This is a genomic window from Micromonospora sp. WMMD975 (genome assembly GCF_029581215.1).
In the GTDB taxonomy this organism is placed as follows: domain Bacteria; phylum Actinomycetota; class Actinomycetes; order Mycobacteriales; family Micromonosporaceae; genus Micromonospora.
Genome location: NZ_CP120739.1, coordinates 2,576,126 through 2,599,432, shown reverse-complemented (window position 1 = coordinate 2,599,432; position 23,307 = coordinate 2,576,126). Strand labels below are relative to the sequence as shown.

Annotated in this window: 24 protein-coding genes and 1 riboswitch; of the genes, 14 read left to right on the top strand and 10 right to left on the bottom strand. The window is 73.5% G+C overall.

Features of this window, described 5'->3' with window-relative positions:
- Window positions 1–46 precede the first annotated feature (46 nt).
- The 5 genes from O7613_RS11245 (at window position 47) to O7613_RS11225 (ending at window position 5,011) form a co-directional block, all read left to right on the top strand.
- Entirely contained in the window at window positions 47–1,270 is a 1,224-nt protein-coding gene (locus tag O7613_RS11245; RefSeq protein WP_282293698.1) for a cytochrome P450, read from the top strand.
- Window positions 1,267–2,268 (top strand): alpha/beta hydrolase, encoded by a 1,002-nt coding sequence (locus tag O7613_RS11240; RefSeq protein ID WP_281588972.1) that lies wholly within the window; start codon window positions 1,267–1,269, stop codon window positions 2,266–2,268. The genes O7613_RS11245 and O7613_RS11240 overlap by 4 nt, the downstream gene beginning before the upstream one ends.
- Window positions 2,261–3,376 (top strand): alpha-hydroxy acid oxidase, encoded by a 1,116-nt coding sequence (locus tag O7613_RS11235; RefSeq protein WP_282293695.1) that lies wholly within the window; start codon window positions 2,261–2,263, stop codon window positions 3,374–3,376. The genes O7613_RS11240 and O7613_RS11235 overlap by 8 nt, the downstream gene beginning before the upstream one ends.
- Before the next feature lies 1 nt (window position 3,377).
- Complete coding sequence (locus O7613_RS11230; RefSeq protein WP_282293694.1) at window positions 3,378–4,691, top strand: PLP-dependent aminotransferase family protein; 1,314 nt, start codon at window positions 3,378–3,380, stop codon at window positions 4,689–4,691.
- Window positions 4,692–4,759: 68 nt separating this feature from the next.
- The gene (locus tag O7613_RS11225; RefSeq protein WP_107160278.1) at window positions 4,760–5,011 is read left to right on the top strand and encodes a hypothetical protein; all 252 of its coding nucleotides are present in this window, start codon (window positions 4,760–4,762) and stop codon (window positions 5,009–5,011) included.
- A gap of 92 nt (window positions 5,012–5,103) precedes the next feature.
- Here the strand turns inward: O7613_RS11225 and O7613_RS11220 are convergent, their stop codons facing one another.
- From O7613_RS11220 to O7613_RS11205, 4 genes are all read right to left on the bottom strand, one after another.
- Window positions 5,104–6,540, bottom strand: coding sequence for a glycine hydroxymethyltransferase (locus O7613_RS11220; protein WP_282293692.1), 1,437 nt, complete (start codon window positions 6,538–6,540; stop codon window positions 5,104–5,106).
- 18 nt (window positions 6,541–6,558) lie between these two features.
- A riboswitch (ZMP/ZTP riboswitch) is annotated at window positions 6,559–6,648 on the bottom strand.
- A 134-nt stretch (window positions 6,649–6,782) separates the two neighbouring features.
- A complete protein-coding gene (locus O7613_RS11215) occupies window positions 6,783–7,283 on the bottom strand; it encodes a hemerythrin domain-containing protein (protein WP_281588983.1) in 501 nt (166 codons plus the stop codon).
- A 68-nt stretch (window positions 7,284–7,351) separates the two neighbouring features.
- Entirely contained in the window at window positions 7,352–8,215 is an 864-nt protein-coding gene (locus O7613_RS11210; RefSeq protein WP_281588985.1) for an NAD(P)H-hydrate dehydratase, read from the bottom strand.
- A complete protein-coding gene (locus tag O7613_RS11205; RefSeq protein ID WP_281588987.1) occupies window positions 8,199–8,930 on the bottom strand; it encodes a histidine phosphatase family protein in 732 nt (243 codons plus the stop codon). Before O7613_RS11205 ends, O7613_RS11210 begins: the two co-directional genes overlap by 17 nt.
- Window positions 8,931–9,093: 163 nt before the next feature.
- Here O7613_RS11205 and O7613_RS11200 point away from each other — a divergent pair, with 163 nt between their 5' ends.
- Both O7613_RS11200 and O7613_RS11195 read left to right on the top strand, forming a co-directional pair.
- A complete protein-coding gene (locus O7613_RS11200) occupies window positions 9,094–9,423 on the top strand; it encodes a hypothetical protein (protein ID WP_281588988.1) in 330 nt (109 codons plus the stop codon).
- A gap of 35 nt (window positions 9,424–9,458) precedes the next feature.
- Window positions 9,459–10,442 carry a DNA primase small subunit domain-containing protein gene (locus O7613_RS11195; protein WP_282293689.1) on the top strand — a complete coding sequence of 328 codons (984 nt, stop codon included), beginning with the start codon at window positions 9,459–9,461 and terminating at the stop codon, window positions 10,440–10,442.
- A gap of 4 nt (window positions 10,443–10,446) precedes the next feature.
- On the opposite strand, the gene O7613_RS11190 is transcribed toward O7613_RS11195, so the two are convergent.
- Window positions 10,447–10,953: an Lrp/AsnC family transcriptional regulator gene (locus tag O7613_RS11190; protein WP_281588992.1), complete on the bottom strand. Its 507-nt coding sequence runs from the start codon at window positions 10,951–10,953 to the stop codon at window positions 10,447–10,449.
- Between the two features lie 106 nt (window positions 10,954–11,059).
- On the opposite strand from O7613_RS11190, the gene pdhA reads away from it, so the two are divergent.
- The 5 genes from pdhA to O7613_RS11165 all read left to right on the top strand — a co-directional run bounded on the left by pdhA (window position 11,060) and on the right by O7613_RS11165 (window position 16,978).
- Window positions 11,060–12,232 carry a pyruvate dehydrogenase (acetyl-transferring) E1 component subunit alpha gene (gene pdhA / locus O7613_RS11185; protein ID WP_282293685.1) on the top strand — a complete coding sequence of 391 codons (1,173 nt, stop codon included), beginning with the start codon at window positions 11,060–11,062 and terminating at the stop codon, window positions 12,230–12,232.
- Window positions 12,232–13,236: an alpha-ketoacid dehydrogenase subunit beta gene (locus tag O7613_RS11180; protein ID WP_281588996.1), complete on the top strand. Its 1,005-nt coding sequence runs from the start codon at window positions 12,232–12,234 to the stop codon at window positions 13,234–13,236. The genes pdhA and O7613_RS11180 overlap by 1 nt, the downstream gene beginning before the upstream one ends.
- A gap of 110 nt (window positions 13,237–13,346) precedes the next feature.
- A complete protein-coding gene (locus tag O7613_RS11175) occupies window positions 13,347–14,816 on the top strand; it encodes a dihydrolipoamide acetyltransferase family protein (RefSeq protein WP_282294521.1) in 1,470 nt (489 codons plus the stop codon).
- A gap of 361 nt (window positions 14,817–15,177) precedes the next feature.
- Window positions 15,178–16,449 carry an Ig-like domain-containing protein gene (locus O7613_RS11170; protein ID WP_281588998.1) on the top strand — a complete coding sequence of 424 codons (1,272 nt, stop codon included), beginning with the start codon at window positions 15,178–15,180 and terminating at the stop codon, window positions 16,447–16,449.
- 169 nt (window positions 16,450–16,618) lie between these two features.
- Window positions 16,619–16,978, top strand: coding sequence for an anti-sigma factor antagonist (locus tag O7613_RS11165; protein WP_282293683.1), 360 nt, complete (start codon window positions 16,619–16,621; stop codon window positions 16,976–16,978).
- 54 nt (window positions 16,979–17,032) lie between these two features.
- On the opposite strand, the gene O7613_RS11160 is transcribed toward O7613_RS11165, so the two are convergent.
- From O7613_RS11160 to O7613_RS11145, 4 genes are all read right to left on the bottom strand, one after another.
- Window positions 17,033–17,401 (bottom strand): FKBP-type peptidyl-prolyl cis-trans isomerase, encoded by a 369-nt coding sequence (locus tag O7613_RS11160; protein WP_281589000.1) that lies wholly within the window; start codon window positions 17,399–17,401, stop codon window positions 17,033–17,035.
- 155 nt (window positions 17,402–17,556) lie between these two features.
- On the bottom strand, window positions 17,557–18,114 hold the full coding sequence (locus O7613_RS11155; protein WP_281589001.1) for a DoxX family protein: 558 nt from the start codon (window positions 18,112–18,114) through the stop codon (window positions 17,557–17,559).
- Between the two features lie 163 nt (window positions 18,115–18,277).
- Window positions 18,278–18,994 carry a helical backbone metal receptor gene (locus tag O7613_RS11150; protein ID WP_282293679.1) on the bottom strand — a complete coding sequence of 239 codons (717 nt, stop codon included), beginning with the start codon at window positions 18,992–18,994 and terminating at the stop codon, window positions 18,278–18,280.
- 6 nt (window positions 18,995–19,000) lie between these two features.
- Window positions 19,001–20,083, bottom strand: coding sequence for a DICT sensory domain-containing protein (locus O7613_RS11145; protein ID WP_282293678.1), 1,083 nt, complete (start codon window positions 20,081–20,083; stop codon window positions 19,001–19,003).
- Between the two features lie 139 nt (window positions 20,084–20,222).
- Between O7613_RS11145 and O7613_RS11140 the strand changes: the two genes are divergently transcribed.
- Window positions 20,223–21,089: a DUF2726 domain-containing protein gene (locus O7613_RS11140; protein ID WP_282293676.1), complete on the top strand. Its 867-nt coding sequence runs from the start codon at window positions 20,223–20,225 to the stop codon at window positions 21,087–21,089.
- Window positions 21,090–21,334: 245 nt separating this feature from the next.
- A complete protein-coding gene (locus O7613_RS11135; RefSeq protein ID WP_282293674.1) occupies window positions 21,335–22,597 on the top strand; it encodes a hypothetical protein in 1,263 nt (420 codons plus the stop codon).
- Window positions 22,598–22,843: 246 nt separating this feature from the next.
- Here O7613_RS11135 and O7613_RS11130 read toward each other — a convergent pair whose 3' ends face one another.
- Window positions 22,844–23,191: an Lsr2 family protein gene (locus tag O7613_RS11130; RefSeq protein ID WP_281589012.1), complete on the bottom strand. Its 348-nt coding sequence runs from the start codon at window positions 23,189–23,191 to the stop codon at window positions 22,844–22,846.
- Between the last annotated feature and the right edge of the window lie 116 nt (window positions 23,192–23,307).

The following is a 23,307-nucleotide window of genomic DNA, read 5'->3' as shown; positions in this document are numbered from 1 at the left end:
GCGCACGGCGGCCGCCCCCGCCGCCTTTTCCTGGGGAGGAAGCGCCGTGGGCGTCAGCGAGATCCTGACCGGCCTGTACAGCGAGCAGGGCCGGCAGAACCCGTATCCCTTCTACGCGGCCCTGCACGAGCACGGGCCGATCAGTGCCGTGCCGACCCGCGCCGAGCACAGCACCGTCACCGCCGTCGCCGGCGGGTACGACGTGGTCGATCGGATCCTGCGTGATCCCGGCTGGTACAAGGGTTTCCCGCCGGGCTGGCAGGAGCAGGAGATCCTGCGGACGTTCCTCACCTCGATGATGTTCGTCAACCCGCCGGACCACACCCGGATGCGCGCGGTGTTCGCGAAGACGTTCACCCCGCGCCGGCTCGGCGCGCTGGAGCCGGTGATCGAACGGATCGTGGACGAGCGCCTGGACCACATGGCGGAGGCCGGCGCGGGCGGCGCCGAGGTGGACTTCGTGGCCGACTTCGCGTACCCGGTCCCGGCCCTGGTGATGGCCGAGTTCATCGGTCTGCCCGCGGCGGACCTGGCCTGGTACCGGCAGCGGGTCGACTGGATCGACGAGTACATGGACGTCTCCGGCAAGACGCCGGAGCGGCTGGCCCGGGCCAACCAGGCCGCCGAGGAGCTACGGGCCTACTACCGTGACCTGATCGCCCACCGGCGTCGCTCGCCCGGCGCCGACCTGATCAGCGGGCTGGTCGAGGTGCTCGACGCCGGTGACGTCGACCTCAGCGAGGACGAGCTGGTCAGCAACCTGATCGTGTTGTTCAACGCCAGCTTCGTCACCACCGTCTACATGTTCAGCAACGGCCTGCCGCTGCTCCTCGACCACCCGGCGGTGACCGCCGCGTTACCGGGCGACGACGCGCTGGCCCGGGGCTGTGTGGACGAGGTGCTGCGGATGGAGAGTCCGGTGCACTTCCTGGCCCGCTCCGCGCCGGCCGACACCGAGCTGGACGGCGTCCCGGTGGGCCGGGACGAGAACGTGCTGCTGCTGATCGCCGCCGCCAACCGGGACCCGGTCCGCTTCCCCGACCCGGACCGCTTCGACCCGCGGCGCGACGGGCCGCCGTCGCTGGCCTTCGGCGTCGGGCTGCACTTCTGCCTCGGCTCGGCGGTGTCGAAACTGGAGGGGCGGCTCGCGCTGCCCCGGCTGTTCGCCCGGTTCCCCCGGCTCGCGGTCACCCAGCCGTACACCTACAGCGGTAGCCTTTTCCTGCGCGGCATCGACAAGCTCTTCGTCACCACCGGGGAGGCCGGATGACGCTCGATCCGCAGGTGGTCGCGTGGCGGGCCGCGCGCGCGGCGGCCGGCGTCACGCCGCTCTACGCCCAGACCCTGACCGAGGCCCGCGCCGCCGACCTCGCCGCGATCCGCGCCGGCGCCGGCGCGGTCGAGCCGGTCGAGGAGGTACGCGACACGCGGGTGCCCGGCCCGGCCGGGCCGCTGCCGGTGCGGATCCACCGGCCGGCCGGCGACGGCCCGTTGCCCACGCTCGTCTACTTCTTCGGTGGTGGCTGGACGCTCGGCAGCGTGGACACGGCCGACGGGATCTGCCGCCGGCTGGTCAACCTGACCGGCTGTCAGACCGTGACGGTCGGCTACCGGCTCGCCCCCGAGCATCCGTTCCCGGCGGCGGTGGAGGACTGTCAGGCCGCGCTGCGCCACCTGGTCGCCCATGCCGCCGAGTTCCGGGTGGACCCGCGGCGGCTGGCGGTGGGCGGGGACAGCGCCGGCGGCAACCTGGCCGCGGCGGTGACGCTGCTGGCCCGCGCCGACGGTGGCCCCGCGCTCGCCGCCCAGGTGCTCGTCTACCCGAACACCGACCAGCGTCCCGGATCGCGTCCGGCCGGCGACGAGGACCCGTTGCTGTTCAACCGGCACTCGGTGGCGTGGTACCGCGGTCACTACCTGGCCGACTCGGGCGACGCGGCGCACCCGCTGGCCTCGCCGCTGCTCGCCGAGGACCTGTCCGGCCTGCCGCCGGCGCTCGTGGTCACCGCCGGGCACGACCCGCTGCGGGCCGAGGGCCGGCGGTACGCCGAGCGGCTGGGGGAGGCGGGCGTGCCCACCGAGACGGTCGACTACCCGGGCATGGTGCACGGCTTCTTCGCCATGCCGGGCGTGTTCGACGCCGGCCGCGAGGCCCAGGAGCGGGTCGCCGCCTTCCTGCGCCGGCGCTTCGGCCTCGACCCGGCCGACCCGGCGTCGGCGGGTGGAGCATCGGCCGGAAGCGCGACCGGGGTCGGCGCCCATGGCTGAGTCGACCGGCGGGACGCCGGCCGGCGGCCCGGTGCCGACCTGTCTGGACGACTTCGCGGCGCTGGCCCGGGCGGTGCTCCCGGCCGACGTCTGGGACTACGTCGACGGCGGCAGCGGCACCGAGACCGCGCTTGCCGCCAACCGGGCCGCGCTGGACCGGGTGGCGGTGCTGCCCCGGATGCTGGCCGGCGTCGACGAGCCGTCCACCGAGGCGCCGTTGCCCGGCGGCCGGTACGCGCTGCCGGTGGCGGTCGCGCCGATGGCGTACCAGCGGTTGCTGCACCCCGACGGCGAGCCGGCGCTCGCCGCGGCGGCCGGCGCGGCCGGCGTGCCCTACGCGGCCAGCACGCTGTCCAGCACGCCGATCGAGGAGATCGCCGCGGCCGGCGCGACGGTGTGGTTCCAGCTCTACTGGTTGCGGGATCGGGCGTTGGTGTCCGACCTGCTCGACCGGGCGCTGGCCGCCGGCTGCGCCGCGGTGGTCGTCACCGTGGACGTGCCGGTGCTCGGCCGGCGGCTGCGCGACGCGCGCAACGGGTTCGCGTTGCCGCCGCACGTCACCGCCGCGAACCTGCCCGGCGGCCGGGACGACCTGGCCCACCAGGGCACGCCCGGCGTCTCGGCCGTGGCGAAGCACACCGGCGCGGTCTTCGCCCCGGCGCTGAGCTGGGCGGACCTGGCCTGGCTGCGGGAGCGTACCCCGGTGCCCCTGCTGGTCAAGGGCATCCTGGACGCGCGCGACGCGGTCCGGGCGGCGGACGTCGGCGTGGACGCGGTGGTGGTCTCCAACCACGGCGGTCGGCAGCTCGACGCCGCCCCGGCCAGCGCGAGCGTGCTGCCGGACGTGGTCGAGGCGGTGGGGGAGCGGTGCGCGGTGCTGCTGGACAGCGGCGTCCGCGGCGGCGTCGACGTGCTGCGCGCGCTGGCCCTGGGCGCGTCCGGGGTGCTTGTCGGCCGGCCGCTGCTCTGGGCCCTCGCGGCCGGCGGCCGGGCCGGCGCCGAGGCCGCCCTGGCGTTGCTCGCGGCCGAGTTGCGCGACGCTCTCATCCTCAGCGGCTGCCCCGACCCGGCGTCGGCCCGGCGGTTGCGTACCCGGATCGGAGGCTGACGTGGAGCCGGTGGACCTGGCCGTCGAGGCGCTGCACGGCAGCGTCGGTGACCCGGCGTTGAACTCGATGAACTTCCTCAACGAGGTGGCGCAGCACTATCCGGACGCGGTGTCGCTGGCCGCCGGCCGGCCGTACGAGGAGTTCTTCGACTCGACGCTGCTGCACGCGCACCTGGACCGGTTCCGCCGGCACCTCGCCGACGACCTCGGGCTCACCCCGGCGCAGGTCGACCGGACGTTGTTGCAGTACGGCCGGACCAAGGGGATCGTGCACCACCTGATCGCCCGCAACCTGGCCGTCGACGAGGGGCTCACCGTCGACCCGGAGTCGATCGTGGTGACCGTCGGCTGCCAGGAGGCCATGTTCCTGGTGCTGCGCGCGTTGCGGGCCGGCCCGGCCGACGTACTGTTCGCGGTCAGCCCGACGTACGTCGGGCTGACCGGCGCGGCCCGCCTGGTCGACCTGCCGGTGCGGCCGGTGGCCGGCGGCCCGGACGGCGTCGACCTGGCCGACCTACGTGCCGGGGTGCGCCGGGCCCGCGCCGAGGGGCTCCGACCGCGGGCCTGCTACGTGATGCCGGACTTCGCCAACCCGTCCGGGGTCAGCATGGACACCGCGCACCGGCGGCGGCTGCTCGACCTGGCCGCCGAGGAGGATCTGCTGCTGATCGAGGACAATCCGTACGGCCTCTTCCCGGCCACCGGCACGGACCGCCGCCGCACGCTGAAGGCGCTCGACACCGCACGCCGGGTGGTCTATCTCGGCTCGTTCGCCAAGACCGTGCTGCCCGGCGCCCGGGTCGGCTACGTCGTGGCCGACCAGCGGGTGGGTGGCGCGGTCGGCCCGGTCGGCCCGCTCGCCGACCAGCTCGCGAAGATCAAGAGCATGGTCACGGTGAACACCTCGCCGATCAGCCAGGCAGTGATCGGCGGCGCGCTGCTGGCGCACGACTGCTCGCTCGTGGCCGCGAACGTCCGGGAGCGGGCCGCGTACGCCCGCAACCTGGCCCATCTGGTCGACGGCCTGGCCCGGCGTTTCCCGGCCGGCGGCCCGGTGCGCTGGACCGTGCCGGCCGGTGGCTTCTTCGTGGTGGTCACCGTGCCGTTCGCGGTCGACGACGCGCTGCTGCACCGCTCGGCCCGGGAGTACAGCGTGCTGTGGACGCCGATGGCGCACTTCTACGACGCCGGCACGCCGGTGCGCGCGCTGCGGCTGTCGGTGAGCGCGGTCACCCCGGCGCAGATCGACCTGGGCCTGGACCGGCTCGCCGCGCTTGTCACCGACACCACGGCCGCGGTGGGCGCGCCGGCCTGACGCCGTACCGTCGTCGTGCCGGCACCCCACGTGTTCCCGCGCGCCGGGTATCCGTTGATAATGGACGGATGGTTGCCTGGGAGTACGCGTTGCTGGTCCGCCGCTATCAGGGGCAGGGCCGGAATTTCCACGTCTCGTTCGTCTGGTACGGCCCGGACGGGTCCCGCACCGACGTCACCGCGTACGGGGACACCGCGGTCGCGCATCTCAACCGGGTCGGCCGGGAGGGGTGGGAGCTGGTCACCGCCGCCGAGGACGTGAACAACGTGCAGGGCAGCACGGAGGTGCACCGCTACCACCTCAAGCGCCCGCTGCGCTGACCGGACCGACTTTCGTCGATCAAGGAGTTTGCGTCGGCGTTCGTGCGCCTGCCGACGCAAACTCCTTGATCAACCGAGGCGGGTGGGTGGCCTCAGGTCAGGTCGACCTCGGGGTAGAGGGGGAACGGGGTGAGCAGGTCGGCGGCCTGCTTGCCGACCTGCTCGGCCACCGCCGGGTCCAGCACGTACTTCGCCTTCGACGGGGCGCCGTCCGGTCCGGTGCCGGCGGTGGTCTGGGTGAGCACGGTGTGGATCAGCTCGGCGGTGGCGTCCATCTCGGCGGCGCCGAGGCCCCGGGTGGTCAGCGCCGGCGTGCCGATCCGGATGCCGGAGGTGTACCACGCGCCGTTCGGGTCCTGCGGCACCGCGTTGCGGTTGGTCACGATGCCGGAGTCGAGCAGCGCCTGTTCGGCCTGGCGACCGGTCAGGCCGTACCCGGAGACGTCGATGAGCACCAGGTGGTTGTCGGTACCGCCGGTGACGAGCGTCGCGCCGCGGCGCAGCAGCCCGTCGGCGAGCGCCTGCGCGTTGTCGACGATCCGCCGGGCGTAGTCGGCGAAGTCGGGGCGACGCGCCTCGGCCAGCGCGACCGCCTTGGCGGCCATCACGTGCGGCAGCGGCCCGCCGAGCACCATCGGGCAGCCCCGGTCGACCTGGTCGGCCAGCTCCGGGCCGCAGAGCACCATGCCGCCGCGCGGGCCGCGCAGCGACTTGTGCGTGGTGGTGGTGACGATGTGCGCGTGCGGCACCGGGTCGAAGTCGCCGGTGAAGACCTTGCCGGCGACCAGGCCGGCGAAGTGCGCCATGTCGACCATGAAGGTGGCGCCGACCGAGTCGGCGATCTCCCGCATGATCCGGAAGTTGACCTTCCGCGGGTACGCCGAGTAGCCGGCGACCAGGATCAGCGGCTTGAACTCGCGCGCCGCCTCGGCCACCCGGTCGTAGTCGATCAGGCCGGTGGCCGGGTCGGTGCCGTAGCTGCGCTGGTCGAACATCTTGCCGGAGATGTTCGGCCGGAAACCGTGGGTGAGGTGCCCGCCGGCGTCGAGCGACATGCCGAGCATCCGCTGGTCGCCCAGCTCCCGGCGGAGCGCGAACCAGTCCGCCTCGGTGAGGTCGTTGACCTGGCGCACCTGCGCCCGCTTCAGCGCGGGGGACTCGACCCGGTCGGCCAGGATCGCCCAGAAGGCGACCAGGTTGGCGTCGATGCCGGAGTGCGGCTGCGCGTACGCGTGGGCGGCCCCGAACAGCTCCCTGGCGTGCTCGGCGGCGAGCGCCTCGACCGTGTCCACGTTCTGGCAGCCGGCGTAGAAGCGGCGCCCGACCGTGCCCTCGGCGTACTTGTCGCTGAACCAGTTGCCCATGGCCAGCAGCGTCGCGGGGGAGGCGTAGTTCTCGCTGGCGATCAACTTCAGCGACTCGCGCTGGTCGGCCAGCTCCGCCCCGATGGCGTCCGCCACCCGCGGCTCCACGGCGCGGATCACCTCCAGCGCGCTGCGGAAGGCGGTGGATTCGGCGTTGTGCGACATGCGACCTCCTGGTGACGTGCGGAAGGCCCAGGCGCTCGGCATGCGTCCTCGTGACGAGGCCGCTCCCCGATGGTGCTCCATCTCCACGCGCCAGTCACGGCCCGTGGAAGATCCTAGCGGTCCGCGCCGGTCCGGACCCGCGGGGAGGTGTAAGGCGGGGGCCCCTATTAACGCATTCGGTAGAGGCGGGGGCCCCGCTCAACATCCACGTGTTAAGCGGGGCCCCCGCCTTACATCCACGCTCAGGCGACGACGGCGTCGCGTGCCTTCTTCAGCGCCTTCGGGGCGGTCGGCGTCTTCGGGGCCTTCGGGCGCAGGTCGAGCATGCGCTGGCCGATCTCCTGGAGCTGGTTACGGCCGAGCGCGTCACGCACCTTCGGGAACCACTCCTGCTCCTCCTCCTCGACGTGGTGCAGCACGTTCTCGATCAGCACCGTCGTCTTGGCGACGAACCGCTCGTCGTCGGCGTCCATGGCGTGCAGTTCGAGGCAGAGCACGTCCGCGACGTGGTGCTCCTCGTACGACTCGAGGATGTCGTCCTCGACGTCGGGCACCAGCTTTCGGACCTCCGGGTACATCACCTCGTTCTCCAGGTAGGTGTGCACCGTCAGCGCCTCGATGATCTGCCCGACGATCTTCCCGCGCCGGCTCGCCGGCCCGTCCTCGGCGTCCTGGAACGCCGTGAACAGGCGGCGGATCTCCTTGTGGTCCTCCTTGAGCAGGACGATCGCGTCGGTGGACACCGGGTACCTCCTAGGTCGGCTGATGACGCCCCCCGTACCCCCGCCCGGATCGGCACAAACCGTGCGGATCAGACGGTGGCCAGCGTGTACGGGATCTCGTTCAGCAGCTCCCGGGCGAGGAAGCCGATGCGGCCGTACCGGGGCACCAGCCGCTGCCCGCTCACCGCGTGCGCGAACGCCGCCCAGCAGGCCGCCTGTGCCGGGTCGGCGCCCCGGGAGAGCAGCCCGGCGAGCAGCCCGGCCCGCACGTCGCCGCTGCCCGAGGTGCCCAGCCCGGCGTCCCCGCTCTCCTCCCGCCAGGCCCGGCCGTCGGGCGTCGCGATGTGGCCGTACAGCGACACGACCGCGTCGTACCGGTCGGCCAGCGCCACCGCCTCGGCGTCCAGGTCGTCACCCGGGTCGCGACCCAGCAGGTGACGCGCCTCGGTCAGGTTGGGCGTGAGCACCACCTTGCGGCCCGAGCCGACCAGCAGGTCCGGCGCGTGGCTGAGCGCCCCCAGCGCGTACGCGTCGAACACCAGCGCGGTCTCCCGCCCGGCCGCGTCCAGGACCACGCGCAGTAGCTCCCCGGTGGCGTCGATGTCCCGCAGCCCGGGGCCGACCGCCACCACGTCCGCGTCGGCGACCAGGCCACCGAGCAGGTCACCGGGGTCGCCCCGGACCGCGCCGTCGTCGGTCTCCGGCAGGCCGACGACGAGCGCCTCGGGCACCTGGATGCTCAGCGACGCCGCGGTGGACTCGGCGGCGGCCAGTTGGAGCACGCCGGCCCCGGCACGCAGCGCGGCCACTCCGGCGAGCAGCACCGCGCCGGGGGTGAACCGGGAGCCGCCGACCACCAGCACGGTGCCGCGCGCCTCCTTGCCGCCGGTGGGCACCGGCAGCGCCCAGTCCCGCAGCAGCGCGGGGGTGATCACGTCAGACCGGCTCGGCATGGACATCGTCCTCCCTGGTGGGCCGCGCCCCCTGCTGGTGCAGGTGGGCGACGTCGTTGAACAGTTCGGGGACGAGCCGGCCGGCGTCGTCGGCGCGCCAGCCGGTCACCGAGCAGTTGGCGATGACCTGCTGACGGGTCAGAGCCATCAGCTCCGCCTCGGTGAGCCCCTCCACCAGATAACGGAGCAGGAAGACAAGCGCGTCGTGGCCGAACAGCAGCACCCGCCCGCCGTCGTGGTCGCGGCGCAGGTCGCCGAGGAGCGCCCGCAGCCGCAGCGCCACGTCGGTCCACGACTCGCCGCCGGGCGGGCGGTAGTAGAACTTGCCGAGCCAGGCCCGCCGCTGCGCCTCCTCCGGGTGGCGTGTGCGCACACCGTGCCCGGTGAGCCCGTCGAGGATGCCCAGCTCCCGGTCGCGCAACCGCTCGTCCAGGCTCATCGGCAGGCCGGAGCCGGCCAGCGCCAGCTCGGCGGTGCGCACGGCGCGCAGGTACGGCGACACCACCACCACGTCCGGCCGGCGTTCCGCGGGCAGCCCGGCCAGCCAGCGGCCGGTCGCCCGGGCCTGCTCCTCGCCGGTGGGCGACAACGGCACGTCCGCGTCCCGGTGGGTGAGGTCGATCAGCTCGGCGCCGGACGTCTCGGCTGCCGTGGCCGCGACGTTCGCGGTGCTCTCGCCGTGCCGGACGATCCAGAGCGATGCCATCTCCGCCATGCGGCTCCCGGTACCCGGGGCCCGCGCCCGGTAACCGCGTCGGCCCGGTGGGAGTGCGCGGCCCTCTCGTCGCCGGGTTCCCCTGGTTCGGGGCTGCGCGGGCCAGCATCGACACGGCACAATGTCCGCCGGGCGGAGCCGGTCCGCTCGGGGGGAGGTGGGCATGTCGACGGTGGTGCGGGGGCTGCGCGAGGCGCTTGTGCTCTTCGTGATCGCGGTGACGGTGATCGCCGTGGCGGTGGCCATCTGGGTCATGATCAGCGGGGGCGCCTTCGTGCACCGGGTGGGTGTGGCGTTCATGCTTGTCGGCGGCCTGATCGGGATGACCGGCGACCTGACGTTGAGCCGGATCGGCATGCTGCCGGCCCGGTCCACGTTCGGCCTGGCGCCGGAGCGGGAGGACGGCGGCGGTGGCCGGGTGCTCACCGGCGTCGGCATCTTCCTGTTCGTGTCGATCCCGCTGATCGTGGTCGGGATCCTGCTGGTCTCCTGAGGAGATGTCCGCGTGACGCCGACCGGTGCCCTACCGTGTTCTGCGTGGCGACCGCGGCGGCCGAGGAGATCCGGGTGGGGGAGCGGCTGGTCCGCGTCTCCAGCCCCGACAAGCCCTACTTCCCGGAGCGCGGGCTGACGAAGCTGGACGTGGTCCGCTACTTCCTCGCCGTCGGCGACGGCGTCCTGCGCGCGCTGCGGGACCGGCCGACGATGCTGGAGCGCTGGCCGCGCGGGGTGTTCGAGGGCGCCAAGGTGGCCACCCGGCAGACCAACCGGGGCGACGCGTTCTACCAGAAGCGGCTGCCGGCGGGCGCGCCCGACTGGGTGCGTACCGCGCACATCACGTTCCCCAGCGGCCGGACCGCCGACGAGGTCGCCCCGAGTGAGCTGGCCGTGGTGATCTGGGCGGCCAACCTGGGCACGCTGCGGTTCCACCCGTGGCCGGTGTCGAAGGCCGACGTCGAGCACCCCGACCAGCTGCGCATCGACCTCGACCCGATGCCGGGGGTGGAGTTCGCCCGGGTGGTGCCGGTGGCGCACGAGGTGCGGGCGTTCCTGGCCGAGCTGGGCCTGGTGGGGTTCCCGAAGACCACCGGCGGCCGGGGCCTGCACGTCTACGTGTCGATCGAGCCACGGTGGAGCTTCGGCGAGTGCCGGCGGGCGGTGCTGGCGCTCGGGCGGGAGATGCAACGCCGGCGGCCGGACCTGGTCACCACCACGTGGTGGCGGGAACAGCGCGACCGGCCGGTCTTCGTCGACTACAACCAGATGGCCCGCGACCACACCATGACCTCGGCGTACTCGATCCGGCCCACCCCGGCGGCGTTGGTCTCGGCGCCGCTGGACTGGGCCGAGCTGGACGACGCCCGGCCGGAGGACTTCGACGTGGTGGGCATGCCGGCCCGGTTCGCCGAACGCGGCGACCCGCACGCCGGCCTGGACGAGCGGCGCCACTCCCTGGAGCCGCTGCTGGAGCTGGCCGACTCCGAGGGTTTGGAGCCGCCGCCGGAGCGGTAGCGCGTCAGGCCCACGGGCTGAGCGTGCCGTCGAACTCCTCGAACACCAGCCAGGTGCGAGTGGACAGCACCCCGGCGATGCTCTGCACCCGGTCCAGCACCACGTCCCGCAGGGTCGCGTTGTCCGGCGCGCGGACCAGCGCCAGCACGTCGTGCTCGCCGCTGAGCAGCGCCGCGTGCTCGATGTAGCGCACCCGGGCCAGCTCGGCGGAGACCTCCCGCCAGGTGTTCTGCTGGATGGTCAGCGCGATGTACGCCGACGTGCCCAGCCCGGCCGGCTCCGGCGCGACCCGGGCGGTGAAACCGGTGAGCACCCCGTCGCGCAGCAACCGCTCCACCCGGGCGTACGCGTTGGTGCGCGAGACGTGCACCCGTTCGGCGAGCGTCCGGATCGAGATCCGGGCGTCGGCGACCAGTTCCCGCAGGATCTGCCGGTCCACCTCGTCGAGCGGTCCGGCCGAACGTCCCGTCCCGCCCGCCGTGCCCGCTGTGGCGCCGGTCTCCTGGCTCACTCCGCTCACCTTCCTGTGCCATTCGTCCCGCGTTCATCGCGGATGTTGAGTCAATCATCCCTGAGCAGGAGCATAGGGCCACCACACGTCCAGGAGGTCCCCCGCCGTGACGACCACACCCCAGGCGGTCCGCAGGGCATCCCCGCGCACCCGCCGGCCGGCCACCCCGGCCGCCGAAGACCCGTCCGCCGGCCTGCTCCCGCAGTCCACGCCGGTCCGGTTGCTCGACCCCGACGGCACCCCGCTGCCGCCCCGCGACGACTACCCCGAACCGCCGGTGGAGACGCTGCGCGAGATGTACCGCCGGATGGTCGTCGGCCGCCGCTTCGACACCCAGGCCACCGCGCTGACCAAGCAGGGCCGGCTCGCCGTCTACCCGTCCGCCCGGGGCCAGGAGGCGTGCCAGGTCGGCGGCGTGCTCGCGCTGCGCGACACCGACTGGGTCTTCCCCACCTACCGGGAGTCGATGGCGCTGACCGCCCGCGGCCTGGACCCGGTCGAGGTGCTCACGCTGCTGCGCGGCGACTGGCACTGCGGGTACGACCCGGCCGCCACGCGCACCGCGCCGCAGTGCACGCCGCTCGCCACCCAGTGCGTGCACGCCGCCGGCCTGGCCTACGGCGAGTCGTACCAGGGGCGGGACACCGTGGCGCTCACGTTCATCGGCGACGGCGCCACGAGCGAGGGCGACTTCCACGAGGGCGTCAACTTCGCCGCCGTGTTCAAAGCGCCGGTGGTCTTCCTGGTGCAGAACAACAAGTACGCGATCAGCGTGCCGCTGTCCCGGCAGACCGCCGCGCCGAGCCTGGCCTACAAGGGCGTCGGCTACGGCGTGCCGAGCGAGCAGGTCGACGGCAACGACCCGGTGGCCGTGCTGGCGGTGCTCGACCGGGCGGTCGCGCACGCCCGCGCCGGCAAGGGCCCCTACCTGATCGAGGCACACACCTACCGGATGGAGCCGCACACCAACGCCGACGACCAGACCCGCTACCGCGACGCCGACGAGGTCGAGGCGTGGCGCGACCGCGACCCGATCGCCCGGCTGGAGGCGTACCTGCGGGCCCGGGGCGTGCTCGACGACGCCGCGGTCGCGGCCGTCGCCGAGGAGGCCGAGGCGTACGCCGCGACGTTGCGCCGGCGGATGGACGAACAGCCGGCCGTGGACCCGCTGAGCCTCTTCGACCACGTCTACGCCGAGCCGACGCCGCAGCTCGTCGAGCAGCGCGAACTGGTCCGGGCCGAACTGGCCGCAGCCGACGACGGGGACGGGGACGCCTGATGGCCACCGTGACCATGGCGAAGGCGCTCAATGCCGCGCTCGCCGACGCGATGCTCGACGACGAGCGGGTGGTCGTCTTCGGCGAGGACGTCGGCCAACTCGGCGGCGTCTTCCGGATCACCGACGGGTTGCAGGCCCGGTTCGGCGACAAGCGCTGCTTCGACACCCCGCTCGCCGAGGCCGGCATCGTCGGCTTCGCGGTCGGCCTGGCCATGTCCGGGCTGCGGCCGGTGGTCGAGATGCAGTTCGACGCGTTCGCCTACCCGGCGTTCGAGCAGATCGCCTCGCACGTGGCGAAGCTGCGCAACCGCACCCGGGGCGCGCTCAGCGTGCCGATCGTCATCCGGGTGCCGTACGCCGGCGGCATCGGCGGCGTGGAGCACCACTGCGACTCCTCCGAGGCGTACTACGCGCACACCCCCGGGCTGAAGGTGGTCACCCCGGCCACCGTCGACGACGCGTACTCGCTGCTGCGGGCCGCGATCGACGACCCGGATCCGGTGGTGTTCCTGGAGCCGAAGAAGCTCTACTTCGCCAGCGCCGAGGCGGACCTGCCGGCGCGCACCGCGCCGATCGGCGCCGCGGTGGTGCGCCGCCCCGGCACCGACGCCACGCTCGTCGCGTACGGCCCGGCCGTGCCGGTGGCGCTGGCCGCGGCGGAGGCGGCCCGCGAGGAGGGCTGGGACCTGGAGGTGGTCGACGTGCGCAGCATCGTGCCGTTCGACGACGCCACCGTGACCGCCTCGGTGCGGCGCACGGGCCGCTGCGTGGTGATCCAGGAGGCGCAGGGCTTCGCCGGTGTCGGCGCCGAGATCGCCGCCCGCGTCCAGGAGCGTTGCTTCCACGCCCTGCACGCTCCGGTGCTGCGGGTGTCCGGGCTGGACATCCCCTACCCCGCGCCGATGCTGGAGCACACCCACCTGCCCTCGGTGGACCGGGTGCTGGACACCGTGGCCCGGTTGCAGTGGGACGACCAGCCCGACCCCCGGTGGGTGGCGGCATGACCGAACGCACCGAGCGCAGCGAGGGCCGTGAGGGCATGCCCAACCGGCGCGGCATGACTGAACGCACCGAGCGCAGCGAGGGCCGTGAGGGCATGCCCGGCCAGCACGGCATGACCAGCACTGTCGGAACCCGTGACTTTCTCCTGCCGGACCTGGGTGAGGGGTTGAGCGAGGCGGAGATCGTGCAGTGGCGGGTCGCCGTCGGCGACGTGGTCACCGTGGACCAGAGCGTGGTCGAGGTGGAGACCGCCAAGGCCGTGGTCGACGTGCCCTGCCCGTACCCCGGTCGGGTCGTCGCCCTGCACGGCGCGGAGGGTGAGGTCCGTCCGGTCGGTCAGCCGCTGATCACCATCGCCCCGCTCGACGGCGGCGACGCGCCGGACCCGCACGCCACCTACCGCGAGGAGGAGCGGGCCGGTTCCGGCAACGTCCTGATCGGGTACGGCACCGGGCACGGCGGCCCGGGCCGGCGGCGACGCCGTCCCCGCCTGGCGGTGGCCCCGGAACCCGCCACCTCGGCGCGGCCGGACCCACCCGCCGCGGCGGGCTCCGGTCAGTCGGGAGCACCTGTCCAGGCGGCGGCGGCCGGTCCGTCGGCGGTGCCCGTTCCTTCGACGGAGACCGCTCTGTCGGACGGTGCCGCGCCGCTTGTCATCTCGCCGATCGTGCGGCGGCTGGCGAGGGAACGGGGCGTCGACCTGGCGTCGCTGCGCGGAACCGGGCCGGGCGGCGTGATCCGCCGAGCCGACGTGGAGTCCGCCGCGGACGCCTCGGCGGCCCGGTTGGCGGCGGTGCCGGACGCGCCTGACCCGCACGGCGGGGCGACGTCGGCCACGCGGGTCGGGCCGGCGCCGGTCGCGCATGCCGGGTCGGCGCCGGCCGCCGACGGCGACGTGGTCATCCCGCTCACCGGCATCCGCCGGGTGATCGCCGACAAGCTTTCCCGCAGCCGCCGGGAGATCCCCGAGGTGACCATCTGGGTCGACGTGGACGCCACCGGGTTGCTGGAGACCCGGGCCGCGATCAACGCCGCCACCCCGGACGCGCCGGTGAGCGTCCTAGCCCTGCTGGCCCGGATCTGCCTCAGCGGTCTGCGGAAGTATCCCCAGCTCAACGCGCATGTCGACACCGAGGGGCAGCGGATCGTCCAGTTCGCCGGGGTGCACCTGGGCATTGCCGCGCAGACCGACCGGGGGCTGGTCGTGCCGGTGCTGCGCGATGCCCAGCGGCTCACCACCGGGGAACTTGCCGCCGCGCTCGCCGAGACCACCGCGGCGGCCCGAGCCGGTACGCTGCCCCCGGCGCGGCTGACCGGCGGGACGTTCACGCTCAACAACTACGGCGTGTTCGGGGTGGACGGCTCCACGCCGATCATCAACTACCCCGAGGCGGCGCTGCTGGGCGTCGGCCGGATCGTGGACAAGCCGTGGGTGGTGGACGGGCAGCTCGCCGTCCGGAAGGTGACCCAGCTCAGCCTCACCTTCGATCACCGGGTCTGCGACGGCGGGGTGGCCGGCGGCTTCCTGCGTCACGTGGCCGACTGTGTGGAACGGCCCGCACTGCTGATCGCGAACGTCTGACCGCCCGCCCCACAACAGATCTTGGTACGAAATGGCCCCTCCAGGGGCCATTTCGTACCAAGATCTAAGTCCGGGAAGGTGGGGCGACGCGCGGCCAGCGGCATCGCCGTCGCCGGTGGCCGCTGCCATCTCGCCGAGCTGGTGGCCGGCTACGCCTGATCGCCCGTGCGGCGGAGCAAGGCTCCGGAAAAGCGGGAAGATCGCGCCGAGCAACCGGACGATCGGACCGGGTAATGCCGATCCGGTCGTCGCCCACCCAATACTTCGCAGCCGTTTCCGAGTAATTCCGCCGAAGGTGCCACTCGGTGACGCCGGGCCTACAGAATGTGGGCGAGGGGGTTCCGGAAATGGGGGGCGACATATGTTTGTGAGGCGGCGACTGACGCTTTTCGCGGTGACTGTCGCGATCACGCCGCTCGCGGTCGGCGCGTGCACCGCCGGCCCGAAGTCGGTGGTCCGGAAGGCCGAGGCGGCTCCGCCGTCGGTCACGGTGACGCCTGCCGACCGGGCTCGTGACGTGCCGATCAGCGCGGAGGTGGGCACGAAGGTCAGCAACGGCAGGGTGACCGCCGTGAAGCTGACCGACGACAAGGGCCGCCCGGTGCCGGCGCAGCCACGCGAGGACGGATCGGGGTGGGTGCCGGACCGTCCGCTGGCGAATTCCCGGACGTACACGGCGGAGGTGACCGTGACCGGCGATTCCGGGAAGACCGCGACCCGGAAGACGACGTTCACGACGATGGCCAAATCCACCAAACCGGCCGTCACCAGCGAATTGTATTTCCAGGACAAACAGACCTACGGGACGGCGATGCCGGTGGTGCTCGGGTTCGACCCGCCGATTCCGGAACAGGCGCGGGCGGACGTGCAGCGGCGGTTGTTCGTGAAGACCGACCCGCCGCAGCCGGGCACCTGGTCGTGGATGTCCGACGGCAAGCAGGCCGAGTACCGGGCCCCCGACCAGTGGAAGCCCGGCACGAGGATCAGCGTGCGCAGCGCGCTGGAGGGGCTGCCCATCGGCAAGGAGGCGGTCGGCGACGTCGACCACGTGGCGACCGCCCGGGTGGGTCGGCGGGTGTCGCTGGACATCGACAACACCACCAAGCAGATGACTGTCTACCAGGACGGCAAGGTGCTCAGGAAGCTGCCGGTCAGCCTGGGCAAGCCCAGCACGCCGAGCTCCAGCGGCACCATGGTGATCATGGAGAAGCACGAGCACACCACGTTCGACACGCGGGGCGAGCCGGACGGCGGCTACGTGGTCGACGTGGACGACGCCCAGCGGCTGACCTGGGGTGGCGAGTTCATCCACTCGGCACCGTGGTCGGAGGGGGAGCAGGGCTACAACAACACCTCGCACGGCTGCACGAACGTCTCGGCCACCGGCGCGGACTGGCTGATGGGCGTCACCCAGGTCGGCGACCTGGTGACCGTCAAGGGCACCGAGGTGAAGCTCCAGCAGGGCAACGGCTTCACCGCCTGGAACGTCAGCTGGGACGAGTTCGCCAAGGGCAGCGCGCTGCCCGTACCGGCGGGGCTGAAGCCGACGCCGAGCGCGACGCCGCACCCGGGCGCGGTGGCCGGGGGCTCGTCGCCCGCGCCCACCCCGACCAGGAGCAACAGCGGCGGTTGAACCGGGGAGGAACGGCCGGGGTCGGTCCGCGTACGCGGACCGGCCCCAGCAGGCGGGCGAGCGGCTGCGGGATGACCCTGAGACGGCTCCGGGTCGACACCCGGGTGCTACCCGGAACCCCGCCCGCGAGCAGCCGAAACTGTCGGTGGGCGGGGGTAGGTTTGGCGGTATGAGAGACAGCGGCGACCGGTTCGCGGTGGCGATGGACGTGCGCGACCACGTGGTCGAGCTGCGCCCGGTCGGCGAGATCGACATCGCCACCGTGTCGGCGTTCCGGGCCGCGCTGTGGGCGGCCCCGGCGCGGCCGGTGCTGCGGGTCGACCTGTCCGGCGTGCGCCTGCTCTCCGCCGCCGGGGTGCGCGCGTTGGCCGCCGCCCACCTGCGGGTGCGAGCCCGCGGCGGCGAGCTGGTGCTTGTCGACCCCGACCCGGTCGTGGCCCGGGTGTTGCGGGTGACCGGCCTGCACCGGGTCGTCCCGGTGCGCGAGTCGGGTCGCGGTCCGGAGCTGCTTGTCGGCGCGGCGGCCTGAACGCCGGCCGGGCCGCCGGCAGGACGCCGACGGCCCGGTGGTCCGGGGGAGCGCTCAGCGCACGCCGAGCAGGTCCACCACGAAGACGAGCGTCTCGTTCGGCTTGATGACGCCGCCGGCGCCCTGGGCGCCGTAGCCCAGGTGCGGCGGGATGGTGAGCCGGCGCCGGCCGCCCACCTTCATGCCGATCACGCCCTGGTCCCAGCCGGCGATGACCTGGCCGCCGCCGAGCGGGAACTCGAACGTCTCGCCCCGGTTCCACGAGGCGTCGAACTCGCGGCCGGTGGAGTGGGCCACGCCCACGTAGTGCACGCTGGCCAACTGGCCGGCCTGGGCCTGCGGGCCGTCGCCGACCGTGATGTCCTCGACGACGAGATCGGCGGGCGGCGCGCCCTCGATCGGGCCAACCTCGGGCTTCTCCATGAACGGGTCTCCTCGGTGCTGACGGGGTAATCACCGTCGATCCTGCCCGATCGTGACCGACCGATACGCTCCGGTACCCGCCGTGCCGCCGACGCCGGGGCACACGACGGGGTGGGCGTCGCCGGTCGGCGACGCCCACCCCGGGCGAGCGGCTCTCACCTCAGCCAGGGGAAGCGCTGGACCAGGGGGAGCGTCGCCCAGGCCCGACCGAGCCCGAGGGTGTTGCCGGCGCCGACAAGCGCCAGGCCGGCGAGGAGTCCCGCGTAGATGAGGTGGTCGTCCATGACGGGGTTGTTCTCCGGGGGCAGCACGGCTGTCCACATCAGGACCAGCAGCAGCCCGCCGGCGACGGCGGCGATCCGGGTGCCGATGCCGAGCAGCAGGGCCACGCCGATGCCGAGCAGGCCGAGCATGAACAGCCAGTCCGCCCAGGCGGCGCCGGCGATGTCGTGGTAGATGCCCTCGAACGGGCCGGCCACGCCGAAGCCGAGGAAACCCTTGGTCGGGCTGCCGCCGTTGATCCAGGCGTTCTTCGCCGGGGTCTCGTGCCCCAGACCGAACATCTTGTCGAGGAAGGCCCAGAGGAACACCCAACCCAGGGCGATGCGCAGCCCGGCCCAGACGTACCGGGTGGCCTTCTGCCGGGGGGTCTCGGCCGCCGGAGCGGTGGTGATGGCGGGGGTCCGCTCGCGTGTCGCGGTCATGGTGTCCACGTCCCTTCTGTACCTGACACCGCGCTTCGGTGGCATCTCCATTCCACCGTCGCGCGCCGGCCGGAAGCAGGGCCGTCGGTGCCTCCTGCCCGGGTCCTTGGTCCCGTCCCGGCCCGGTCCGGTCGGCCCGGGACGGGACCGGCGCGGACGGGACCGGGCCGGCTCAGACCGGGGCGGCGAGCTGGGCGGCGAGCAGCGCCGGCGCCTCCGCCAGCGACGGGCCGTACCAGGTCAGGTGCCGGCCGGAGACCAGCACCGAGGGCACCCGCGGGAACGCCTCCGGCCCGTCGTCGGCGGTGAACCGGTACGGCTCGTCCGGCAACACCACCAGCTCCGGCGACCGGGACCGCAGCTCGTCGAGCGTCGGGCGGGGATAGCGCTCCGGATCGCCGGCCCAGCCGTTGACCACCCCGAGCCGGCGCAGCACGTCCCCGGCGAACGTGTCGCGACCCAGCACCACCCACGGGCGCCGCCACACCGGCACCACCGCGGTCCGGACCCGCCCCGGCTCGGGCGGCGCGGCCCAGGCCCGGCGGGCCGCGCGCAGCCACGGCGGCTCGGCCGGGACACCGAGCGCGGCGGCCAGCTCACCGAGCTGGTCGATGGCCTCCGGCACGGTACGCGGGAAGGTGACCCGGACCGGCACGCCGGCCGCACGCAGCGCCTCCGCGTCAGCCAGCCGGTTCTCCTCCTCGTTGAGCAGCACCAGGTCGGGCGCCAGCGCCAACACCCGGTCCAGGTCGGGATATTTCGTGCCGCCGACGCGGGGGACGTCCAGCCCGGCCGGGTGCGTGCACCAGTCGGTCGCGCCGACAAGCACCTCCGGCCGCGTCGCCGCGACCGCCTCGGTCAGCGACGGCACCAGCGACACCACTCGCACGGCCGGTCAGTGGGCCCCGACCGGCGCGGGCTCCGGCGGCAGGCCCGCCACCGGCACACCCTCGCGCACCGCCCACTCCACCGCGGCCCGCAGGTCCGTCGTCGGCAGCGGCCGCCGGGTGGTCACCGCGACGGCGGCGTGCACGGTGTACGCGACGAACGGGAACGCCCGGGCCAGCGCGCCGATGGTCTCGTGCAGCCGGCCCACCACGGCCAGCGCCTCCGGTTCGCCGAGCGCCGGCAGCACGAGCTGGAACTCGTTGTCGGCGACCCGGACCGCCCGGTCCACCGGCCGCAGCACGCTGGTGACCGCGGCGAGCACGGCCTGACTCTCCCGGGCGGCGCTGCGCCGCCCGAAACGCTCCGGCGCGCCGGCCGGTTCGGCCACCCGCAGGCCCACGAGCGCCACCGGCAGGGTGCCGGAGGCGGTCACCCCGTCCGCACCGGACCAGCGACGCAGACCGGCCTCGTCGAGCATCCCGTCCGCCGTCTCGACCGGTGGCGCGCCCCGGTCGCCGCGCCGGACCAGCAACCGCAGCGCCGCGTCGGCCCGCGACTCGCCCGCGCCGGCCGGAATGTCCCGCACCCGGCCGACCGCCTCGTCCAGCGCCGCCCGGGCCGGACCGGGCAGCCGCTCGGCGAGCCGCTCCCGCAGCCGGATCACCTCGTGCAACGCGGCGTCCCGGCGGAATCCCCAACGACCGTCGAAGAGCCGGCCGGTCTCCAGCGTCGCGGCCGGCGTGACCTCACCCCGGTCGTACGCCACCAGGCTGGCGCCGAAGCGTGGGGTCAGCGCCATCACGCTCCACTCCCGGGCCAGGTCCTCCGTCTCGTCGAGCACCACCGCGCACACCCCGTCGGGGAGGTCGGGTGGGGGACCGCCGACCATGCCGACGACGGTGGCGGTGGCCCGGCCGGCGATCCGTCGGTAGACCTCCCGCTCCCGGTCGAAGTACGGCAGCCGCTGGAAGAGCGCGAGCACGACGAGTGGACCGTCCTCGGCCTCCGCCAGCGCCGCCCGTTCGATGGCGTGGGACACGGCCACGAGACTGCGTTTGGTGAACCGCTCCGGGGTCCGTCCGCTCTGCACCCGCAGAGCGTAGATCGTCGGACCCGGCGGCGCACCGCCCGAGGGTGGCCCGGATTCTCCCCCGTACCGCCGAGGCAGCCCGCATGATCGACGCCCTAGACTCGGGCGTCGACGAGAGCGACGGACGGACTGTGGCGAGATGACGAGCACCGGCGGCGTGACCGCCTCCTGGCTGCGGCCGGTCCCGCCCGAGGCGGCACCGCGACTCACCCGTGCCGGTCACCTCGGCTTCGCCGACCGGCGTCTCGCCGAGTTGGTGCAGGCTCGTCCGCCCGGGGTCACCGGCAGCCAGTGGAGCACCGCCGGGCGGGCCGCGCTCGACCTGGTGGTGTGCGCCGCCGACACCCGGCTGCCGCGCTTCGCCGTGCGGTTCGGCCCGCCCGCGCCCGACGGTTCACCCGCTCGCCGCGCCGAGCGGCTCACCGACGCGGTCTGCGCCGCGGTGGGCCTGCCGCTGCTGCGGGTCGAGTCGTCGACGCTGGGCGGGGGCGAGCACGTCCGCCGGTTCGTCGCGTACGTGCTCGACGCCCGCGCCTACGCCGAGGGCACCGACCCGGACGGTGGGGACGCGGTCGGATTCCGGGACATCGTGGGCCGGCTGCCCGACGGCCGCCCTGGTCCGGTCAACGACCTCGGCGCGCTGGCCCGGGCCGACGCGGTCGAGGCGTACGTGGCCGGACGGCTGGCCGACCCGATCGTGCGTGGTCTGCACGTGCGGTGGACCGACGGCCCCGCGGAGGGGTGGAGCTGGGTCGAGGCGCGGCCCGGGCGCTGCCTGCTGGAGCGGGTGCGGTTGACGGCCCGGGGCTTCGGCTGCGGGGTGGACCCGGGCCGGCTCGCCGAGGACCTGGCCACGGTGGCGCTGGGGGAGCGGCTCCGCGCCGCGGATCCTGCCGCGGCGTTCCTGGTGGACCGCGACGACCTCCGCGAACAGGTGCGGCGTCTCGCCGACCGGCGCGACTCCTTCGACGGCGGCTTCGCCTTCGCCCATCTCTGCGCCGACTGATCCACCACTGCGGTGACCGACCGGTCACGCAATTTTTTTCCGATCTCCGGTTGAACCTTCGCCGACGGCACTCCGTACCTAAGCGGGAATGGACGCAGATCCTCCGCCGCGCCACCGACGGCGCGGAGACGGTGCGGAAGGGCATCGTCGGCCATTGACGCGCGACCGCAATGTCGCAGTGGTTCCACCCCGAGTTTCCACCGGGACCACCAGTCAGCTACCGGATCGAGAAGGAGAGCAATTCGATGCGCAGGTCCACACGGGCGCGCCGGTCATCCGGTAACGCGCGGAGCAAGCGGATGCTGGCCGTGGTCGGCACGCTCGCGGTCTTCGGCGGCATTGTCGCCGTCACCCAGATCTCGTCCGCCCAGGACCAGCGGAGGACCACCCGTGTCGCCTCGGCGTCCTGTGTGGCCTCGAGCCCGGGGGCGACCGCTCCGGGCGGTCAGGGCAGCACCACCCGGACCTGGCAGAACGGCCGCTGGGTCCGCAACCACTGGGGTGACGGCCAGATGTCGGCGGCCGAGTGCCAGCAGACCAAGGCGGGCGGCGCTGGTGCGGGCACCCCGACCGTGGCCTGCCCGGACGTCAAGAGCAAGCTGCCGCAGGTGCCCGGCCGGGCCCGCGCCGAGGTGGACCGCAACCTGGCCCTGCTGGGCACCCAGATCGCCGAGGCGAACCGGCGGCTCGCGGCCGAGGGCCGCAACGGCGGCGATTTCATCAACAACGCCATTCTCCGTCCGCTCGCCGACAAGCGGACCGCGACGCTGAACCGGATCGCCACGGCGATCGGGCGCGGCGGCCAGCGTCCGCAGGGCCTGGACAAGCTCGCTCCGTGTGCCCTCGCCGACAACGCGCAGAACGGCGGCCAGAACGGTGGCGGTAACAACGGCGGCGGCAACAACGGCGGCCAGAACGGCGGCGGCAACAACGGCGGCGGCAACAACAACGGCGGCAACAACGGCCTCGACGTGCTGGCCAAGGACTGCGCCAACAGCAAGCTCCAGGGGCACGACGGATTCCAGAACGGCAACCGGTGCGTGAGCACCGCGTTCGGTGAGGTCGGCGCCGCGGCGAGCAACCCGTCGCTGCTGATCACCCAGTTCCCGAACCAGGTCCAGCGCAACCAGCCGTTCACGCTCCGGGTCACCACGAAGAACCTGGTGCGGGACCGCTTCCTCGCCGCCGGCCAGGGTGGCTACTACGTGGAGAGCTCGCTGCTCAACGACCAGGGCCTGGTCCGTGGCCACTTCCACACCGCGTGCCGGATGCTCGGCAGCACCCGGCAGCCCCCGAACCCGCAGGACGTGCCCGCGTTCTTCGTCGCCACGGAGGACGGCAAGGGCAGCAACCAGCCGGACGACGTGCTGATCCAGATCCCCGGCCTGCCGGACTCGGGCCTGGCCCAGTGCTCGGTCTGGGCCGGTGACGGCTCGCACCGCATTCCGATGATGGAGCGGGCCAACCAGACCCCCGCCATCGACGTGGTGCGCATCCAGGTCAACTGAGTTCGACACCGGCGGCCGGTGCGGCCCGGGGCGTCCCCGGGCGGCACCGGCCGCTTCGCGTGCGACCCGATCCTCCGGGTGGGTGGGAAAAGCCTTCCGGCCGCGGCGTGCCTCGGTCGGGTCGGGCCGGAAGAAATTTCGTGCCGTGACGATCCTGCCGGATGAAAATCAGTGGCGAAAAGCAGACCGGGGTCACGCTGATTTCTCAGCGTGACCCCGGGGTGCCCGACGGTGAACCGGGAGGACTCAGCGGTTCTTGTACGCCTCCACCACCGAGACCGGGATGCGCCCCCGCTCGGAAATCTCGTGGCCGTTCTTGGCGGCCCATTCCCGGATGGCGCGGTTCTGCTCGCGATCCATTCCCGAGGTGCTCGGCCGGGATGCGCGCCGGGGTGTGCGGCCGGCGTCGACCGGCCCGCGGCCAATGCGCCGGCCAGCGCTGATGTAGGGATCCAGCGCCTTACGCAGGACGCCCGCGTTCTCGTCCGAGACGTCGATCGTGTATGCGACGCCGTCCAGGCTGAACTCGACGGTCCGATCGGCCTTTCCGCCGTCGAGGTCGTCGGTCAGAACGGTGATTACTTTCCTTGCCATCGCCATTACTCCCTGTGTCGGGCGGGGTGTGGCTAAGAGTTTGACCTACCTGGCGGTAATTCCGCAACAATACCCGCCCCGTTCCATTCGGCGGGTCGCGAAATCGTGGCCGGCAA